The sequence below is a fragment of the Pelomicrobium sp. genome (assembly GCF_036803785.1).
Lineage (GTDB): Bacteria > Pseudomonadota > Gammaproteobacteria > Burkholderiales > UBA6910 > Pelomicrobium.
In genome coordinates this window covers 1-5,437 of the sequence record NZ_DAIRTR010000166.1, presented here as the reverse complement: position 1 = coordinate 5,437, position 5,437 = coordinate 1, and the positions used below count along the sequence as shown (strand labels likewise).

8 protein-coding genes are annotated in these 5,437 nt (G+C 65.2%); all 8 read right to left on the bottom strand.

The features are described 5' to 3' along the window. Nucleotides 1–719, bottom strand: a 719-nt coding sequence (locus V7Q81_RS14275) for a sodium/proton-translocating pyrophosphatase (RefSeq protein WP_333844573.1), incomplete at its 3' end; no start/stop codon positions are given. Between the two features lie 550 nt (nucleotides 720–1,269). Continuing rightward, on the bottom strand, nucleotides 1,270–1,491 hold the full coding sequence (locus V7Q81_RS14270) for a hypothetical protein (protein ID WP_333844570.1): 222 nt from the start codon (nucleotides 1,489–1,491) through the stop codon (nucleotides 1,270–1,272). Beyond that, a complete protein-coding gene (locus V7Q81_RS14265) occupies nucleotides 1,492–2,754 on the bottom strand; it encodes a 6-phosphofructokinase (RefSeq protein ID WP_333844567.1) in 1,263 nt (420 codons plus the stop codon). It abuts the gene before it with no gap. Nucleotides 2,755–2,777: 23 nt separating this feature from the next. Continuing rightward, a complete protein-coding gene (locus V7Q81_RS14260; protein WP_333844564.1) occupies nucleotides 2,778–3,176 on the bottom strand; it encodes a hypothetical protein in 399 nt (132 codons plus the stop codon). A 17-nt stretch (nucleotides 3,177–3,193) separates the two neighbouring features. Continuing rightward, the gene (gene adk / locus V7Q81_RS14255; RefSeq protein WP_333844561.1) at nucleotides 3,194–3,847 is read right to left on the bottom strand and encodes an adenylate kinase; all 654 of its coding nucleotides are present in this window, start codon (nucleotides 3,845–3,847) and stop codon (nucleotides 3,194–3,196) included. 74 nt (nucleotides 3,848–3,921) lie between these two features. Then, nucleotides 3,922–4,722 (bottom strand): 3-deoxy-manno-octulosonate cytidylyltransferase, encoded by an 801-nt coding sequence (kdsB, locus tag V7Q81_RS14250; RefSeq protein ID WP_333844575.1) that lies wholly within the window; start codon nucleotides 4,720–4,722, stop codon nucleotides 3,922–3,924. A 28-nt stretch (nucleotides 4,723–4,750) separates the two neighbouring features. Beyond that, entirely contained in the window at nucleotides 4,751–4,933 is a 183-nt protein-coding gene (locus V7Q81_RS14245; protein WP_333844559.1) for a Trm112 family protein, read from the bottom strand. Beyond that, a partial coding sequence (lpxK, locus tag V7Q81_RS14240; protein WP_333844557.1) for a tetraacyldisaccharide 4'-kinase occupies nucleotides 4,914–5,437 on the bottom strand: 524 nt, incomplete at its 5' end. The genes lpxK and V7Q81_RS14245, both read right to left, overlap by 20 nt.

Genomic DNA, 5,437 nt, shown 5'->3' with positions numbered 1-5,437 from the left:
GCGTAGGTCTCGAACAGGTCGGCCGCCATGCCGGCGCAGTCGCCCACGTTGTCGCCCACGTTGTCGGCGATGACGGCAGGGTTGCGGGGGTCGTCCTCGGGGATGCCCGCTTCCACCTTGCCCACCAGGTCCGCACCCACGTCCGCCCCTTTGGTGAAGATGCCGCCACCGAGACGGGCGAAGATGGAAATGAGGGAGCCGCCGAAGGCAAGGCCCACCATCGGCTCCAGAACATGCTTGATGCCTTCGATCTGGGCCGCCTTGTCGGCAGCCGACCAGAGAATCCCGAAATAGCCGGCCACCCCGAGCAGGCCCAATCCCACCACCAGGAGACCGGTGACGGCGCCGCCGCGGAAGGCCACCGCCAGCGCCTCCGCCAGGCCTTTGCGCGCGGCCTCGGCGGTGCGCACGTTGGCGCGCACCGAGACGTTCATGCCGATGTAGCCCGCCAGCCCCGAAAGCACCGCTCCGATGGCGAAGCCCCAGGCGGTGCGCCAGGAAAGGGCGAGGCCGATGATGAGGAACAGGATGACGCCGACGATGCCGATGGTGCTGTACTGGCGGTTCAAGTAGGCTTGGGCGCCTTCCTGTACCGCCGCCGCGATCTCGCGCATGCGCTCGTTGCCGGCGGGCAGGCTCATGATGCTCTTGATCCAGAGGCCGCCAAACACCAGGGCTGCGGCGGCGCAAAGCAGCGCTAGCGTGAGTCCTGCAGTCATGGGATTCCCCTTATGCTGGCTGGGCCGAAACTTGGGCCGGCCCGGTTGCCCTTGTGCGAGAACGAATCAGAAAACTCTTATATAAATTATGAGTTTGCGGATTTTAGCACGATTACTGCAGCGAATCAGCGTCAGCCGAGCGCAACTTAAGGGGTACGCTTTTTTTTTCTGCGCGGCCGTTCCGAGGGGCTTCCCATCGTTGCATCGAGGAACGAATTATCGCAGCCTTTCATGGAAAGAGCGCGCGCCTCCTGCGTGGCCATCCGGTTCCCTTCGCAGCCCAAGGGCTTGCAGCACATGCTCCGGCGCACCCGTGCGGGCGGGGCGCTACGGTTTTGTCCGAGCCCCTTTCCCTGCTGCCGAAGGACGCGCGGTAGCGCATCGCCAAGGCGCCGATCCCGCGGCAGCACGTTCCCTTGCCCGAGAGGACGCCTTTAGCGTCTATTGAGCCTTCCTTCGAAGCGCGTTGCGGGGCGGCCGCGACACGGAAGCCGCGGAAGCGGTGGGAGCGGGAGCGGCCGCAGGGAACCCGGATCAGCGCTCCCACCGCTCATCTCCGCTTATTCGGTACTGCCAAGCTTCCTTCGAAGCGCGTTCCGGGTTCCCACCCAAACACCTCGTCCAGCCTGAGCTCCCGGATCAGGGTGTCCACCGCTTCCTGACCGTGTTCCCGTTGAACCTCCGCCAGGATCAGCTTGGAGGCGTTGGCGTTGTAGAAGCCCCCGAAGTCGGCCTGGACCTTGAGCAGCTGTCGCGCTTTTTCCAGCGTCATTCAGATCTTGAACTCCGTCTTGAGCTTTTTCGGCACCGCTACGTTCTTGAGGCGGGTGTAGACCGGCAACCCGTTCTTGTAGGGAGGATAATCTTCCCCCTGGATCAGGGGCTGGAGATAGGTGCGGCATTTCGCCGTGATGTGGAAGCCGTCTTCGGTGATGTAGTCCCGGGGCATCATCTTCTCCCGGTTGGCCACGTCTTTGAGGTCGGCAACGCCTATCGTCCATTTGTAAGGCCGGCTGGACTTGCGCACGATGGTGGGCATGACCGCGTTTTTGCCCTTGAGGGCGAGCTCCACTGCGGCTTTTCCGACGGCATAGGCCTGGGCCACGTCGGTCTTGGAGGCGATGTGGCGGGCGGCGCGCTGGAGATAATCGGCCACCGCCCAGTGGTACTTGAGTTTGAGGCGCTCGCGTAACAGATTGGCGATGAGGGGTGCGACGCCCCCGAGCTGGGCGTGACCGAAAGCATCGCGCAGCCCCTGTTCGGAGAGAAATTTGCCTTCTTTGTTGCGCAGACCCTCGGAGACGCCGATCACGCAGTACCCGTGACGCTTGATGGTTTCCTCCACGCGAGCGAGGAACTTATCTTCGTCGAAGGCGATCTCGGGAAAGAGCAGGATGTGGGGCGGCTCGCCTTCCTTCTCCGAGGCGAGCCCGCAAGCGGCGGTGATCCATCCGGCATGGCGGCCCATCACTTCCAGTACGAACACGCGGGTGGAGGTCTTGGCCATGGAGGCCACGTCGTAGCCCGCTTCGCGGATGGAGGTGGCCACGTACTTCGCCACCGAGCCGAAGCCGGGGCAGCAATCGGTGATGGGCAAGTCGTTGTCCACCGTCTTGGGCACGTGCACGCACACGATGGGGTAGCCCATCTGCTCGGAGAGCTGGGACACCTTCAGGCAGGTGTCTGCCGAGTCGCCGCCGCCGTTGTAGAAAAAGTAGCCGATGTTGTGGGCCTTGAACACTTCGATCAGCCGCTCGTACTGGGCCCGGTCTTCCTCCAGGCTCTTCAGTTTGTAGCGGCAGGAACCAAAAGCACCGCCGGGAGTGTGGCGCAGCCCCGCGATGTTGCTGGCGGGCTCCTTGCTGGTATCGATCAGATCCTCGGTGAGCGCACCAATGATGCCGTCGCGGCCCGCGTACACCTTGCCGATCTTATCCTTGTGCTTGCGGGCCGTCTCGATGACGGCGCAGGCGGAGGTGTTGATCACCGCAGTGACTCCCCCGGACTGGGCGTAGAACGCGTTCATCTTGGCCATCCAGTGGTCTCCCTTTCTTCGTCTCAGAAGTCGATGAATTGGGTGAAGGGACTGCTCAGGCTGCTCGCGTCCGCCCCGGAGGTGGCACCTGCCCGCTCCCGGGCCGTATCAGCCTGCAGCTTGAGGAGTACCCCCAAGCACTCGCCCAGATCGTCAAAGGCTTCCCGGTCGGTTCGGTACTGGTCGTAGACCGAGTAATAGAACTGCGCCCGGTAGCGGCCCTCGGCGATCTTGTTGATGACAAAGCCCACCCCGTCCTGGGTCCAATGCAGGGTGGGGCAGGCCGTGAGCTCGGACGATGAGGGATCGAGCTGGAGCTCGCTTACCGCCACCTCGAGCGGTACTTCCCGGCCATAGCGCTCCTTCAGGGTGGACTCCACCACCCAAAGCTCGGCGTCGCTGAATCCGGGAATGGCGGGCATGGGGCTGCCTTTGCGGGTTAGCTGAGGGCGGCGAAGATGCGCTCGCGGATTTCTTCCACGCTGCCGGTGCCGGCCACCTTGATCACCTTGGGCGCATCGGGGTCGCCCTCCGCTGCCCAGCGAGAATAGTAATCCACCAGGGGCTTGGTCTGGGCATGATAGACCCGCAGCCGCTCCCGCACCGTTTCCTCTCGGTCGTCGTCCCGTTGAACCAGAGCTTCCCCCGTCACGTCGTCCCGGTCCGGGACCCGCGGCGGGTTGAACTTCACGTGATAGGTGCGTCCGGAGGCGAGGTGCACCCGGCGCCCAGCCATGCGGGTGATGATTTCCTCGTCGGGAACATCCAGCTCCAGCACGTAATCGATCTTGACGCCCGCCTCCCGCAGGGCTTGGGCTTGGGGGATCGTGCGGGGGAAGCCGTCGAAGAGACAGCCGTTGGCGCAATCGGGCTCACGGATGCGCTCTTTCACGAGCTGGATGATCAGGTCATCGGGCACCAGAGCCCCGGCCTCCATCTTCTCCTTGGCGAGCTTGCCCAGGGGGGTTCCAGCCTTTACTGCCGCCCGCAGCATGTCGCCCGTGGAGATCTGGGGGATGCGGAAACGCTCGGTGATGAAGGCTGCCTGGGTGCCTTTGCCCGCGCCCGGGGGGCCCAGCAAGATCAAACGCATGGCGCTTCCTCCCTCGCTGCTCGCTACGATGTCGTTTTCGCGAATGATAGAGCGTCCATGGGGGCTGCGGATCGTTAATTGTGATGGGATCTATAAGGGCTCGGCTCCAGACCCGCCACCCAGCGCCGCGCCCGCTCCAGATCCTCGGGCGTGTCTACGCCCGCCGGTGCGCTGCACCCAGTCACCCAGACGGCGATCCGGTAGCCGTGGGCCAGGGCCCGCAACTGCTCCAGGGACTCGAAGGTCTCGGCCGCGCCTTTAGACAGCCCGGCGTAGGTGGCAAGAAAGCCGGCCCGGTAGGCATAGATGCCGATGTGACGGTAGGCCGGAAGGCCAGGGGGAAGGGCTGTGGCGCCTGCGGCGAAGGCGTCCCGGGGATAGGGAATGGGGGCGCGGCTGAAATACAGGGCGTAGCCCTGGGCGTCCAGCACCACCTTGACCACGCTCGGGCTCAAGAAGCTCTCCAGATCCTGGATCGGGTGGCAAGCCGTGGCGATGGCCGCCTCCGTCCGCTCGTGGAGATGCTGGGCCGCTTCCCGGATCAGCACAGGATCGATGAAGGGCTCGTCGCCCTGCACGTTTACCACCACCGCTTCGGGCAAAAACCCCCGCGTCCTCACCACTTCGGCGATGCGGTCGGTGCCGGTGGGGTGCTCGGCGTGGGTCATGCAGGCGTCGAAACCGTGGCGCCGCGCGGCCTCGGCCACGGCCGGATGATCGGTGGCGATCACCACCCCGCGGGCGCCGCTCTCCCGCGCTCGCTCGGCCACCCGCACCACCATGGGACGGCCGCCGATGTCCGCCAGGGGCTTGCCCGGCAGCCGCGTGGAGGCGTAACGCGCCGGAATCACCACGGTAAAAGGCTCGAGGGTCATGGAAGCCCGGGGTGCTGGCACGAGGGCCTCAGACGACATCCTCCTCCGGGGGGAGCTTGCGGGCTTCCTCCTCCAGCATCACCGGGATGCCGTCCCGGATGGGATAGGCGAGGCGATCCGCCTTGCAGATCAACTCCTGCTCGGCCTTTCGGTAGACCAGGGGCCCCTTGCACAGGGGGCATACGAGAATGTCAAGGAGCTTGGGGTCCATGGGGGTGTGCGATCTTGGCAAGCAGGGCGGGCAGCGGGTCCGGCTCCACCACGGCGGTGACGGCGAGCACCCAATGCGTCTCATCGGCGAAGGTTTCGCATTTTATCGCATCCTTCTCGGTCATGAGGATGGCCTCCGCGTCGGCGAAGCGCAGCTCCTCCGGGCGGAAACAGTGGTGATCGGGAAAGGCGTGGGCCGTGCCGGAGAGCCCGAGGGCCTGCAGGGCATCGAAGAAACGGCGAGGATTGCCGATGCCTGCCACCGCGTGGGTGCGCAGGCCGCGGAAGTGGCCTGGGGGCACCACGAAGCGGGGATTGAGCAGATTGTAGAACTGCCGGCCCTCGAGCCGCATGCGGTATTCCCGCCCCGGCGCGAAGGGCTGGGGAGCGTTCCCGTGTACGATCACCAAGTCCACGTGATCGAGCCGGGACGGCCGTTCCCGCAGCGGCCCCGCCGGAAGGAGCCAGCCGTTGCCGAATCCCTGGTCCGCGTCCACCACCGCGA